This is a genomic window from Spirillospora sp. NPDC049652 (assembly GCF_040675125.1).
Taxonomy (GTDB): domain Bacteria; phylum Actinomycetota; class Actinomycetes; order Streptosporangiales; family Streptosporangiaceae; genus Spirillospora.
Window position 1 is genome coordinate 1 of sequence record NZ_JBFAOF010001593.1, and the last position, 1,007, is coordinate 1,007.

The 1,007-nt window shown below is 75.2% G+C and carries 2 protein-coding genes; one reads left to right on the forward strand and one right to left on the reverse strand.

Features of this window, described 5'->3' with window-relative positions; genetic code table 11:
- On the reverse strand, positions 1-328 hold a 328-nt coding region (locus AB0J52_RS42175; RefSeq protein WP_500188942.1), incomplete at its 3' end, for a MerR family transcriptional regulator.
- A gap of 44 nt (positions 329-372) precedes the next feature.
- Between AB0J52_RS42175 and AB0J52_RS42180 the strand changes: the two genes are divergently transcribed.
- Positions 373-1,007 (forward strand): maleylpyruvate isomerase family mycothiol-dependent enzyme (locus tag AB0J52_RS42180; RefSeq protein WP_500188944.1); only part of this gene is annotated, 635 nt, incomplete at its 3' end.

Sequence of the window (1,007 nt, forward strand, 5' to 3'; positions counted from 1 at the left end):
CCGCGCGGAGCGCCGCGCTCCGCCAGGCGAGCGCGGACAGCTCGGCGTCCACGGCGGCCCGTTCGCGGGCGATCGCCTCGCCGAGGTCGTCGTCCCCCGCGAGGACGGCCCGGATCGCCGGCAGCCCCATCCCCAGCGACCGCAGCCGCCGGACGGTCCGCAGCCGCTCGACGGCCTCCGGGCCGAACCGCCGGTGCCCGCCGCCGCTCCGCACCGGCGACAGCAGCCCCTCGTCGCAGTAGAAGCGGATCGTCCGCACCGAGACGCCGGTCCGCCGCGACAGCTCCCCGATGCCCAGCGACCCGACCGACGGTGTGACCTCGGTCACAGACACTTGAACCTCCAGCCGACTGGAGTTCCTACGGTACGGGCATGGCTTCCGTCAGGGCAGAAAGGGCGACCATGGACACACCACCTCGCGACAGGCTCGCCGGAGAGCTGCGGCACCACGCCACCGCGTTCGGCTGGAAGGCGAGCGGCGGCGATCCGGGCGCGACCGTGCCGACCTGTCCGGACTGGACGCTGCGCCAGCTCGTCGAGCACATCGGCACGGCGCTGCCCGGAGTGGCCGAGACGATCGAGAAGCGCGCCCGCGAGCCGCTCCACCGCCCCGTGCCGGACGGCATGGGCCCAGGCGATTGGGAGGCGTGGCTGAGCGACGGCGCCGAACGGCTCGTCGCCGCCGTCGAGAACGCGGACGAACCGGTCTGGAGCCCGTTCGGGGAGGACGTCCCCGCCGACTTCTGGCTGCGCCGGCTGCTGCACGACACGACCGTCCACCACGCGGACGCGGCGATCACCGTCGGCGCGGACTGGTCGCTCAACCCCGACCTCGCGGCCGACGGCATCGCCGAGGGCCTGGACCTGGTGGCGTCGCCGGTCGTCGCGGAGCTCAACCCGAGGATCGCGCGGTTGCGCGGGGACGGCGAGACCCTGATGTGGCGGCCCGCCGAGACCGACCTGCCCGCGTGGCTGGTCACCCGGACCCCGGCCGGGCCCCGGGTGCG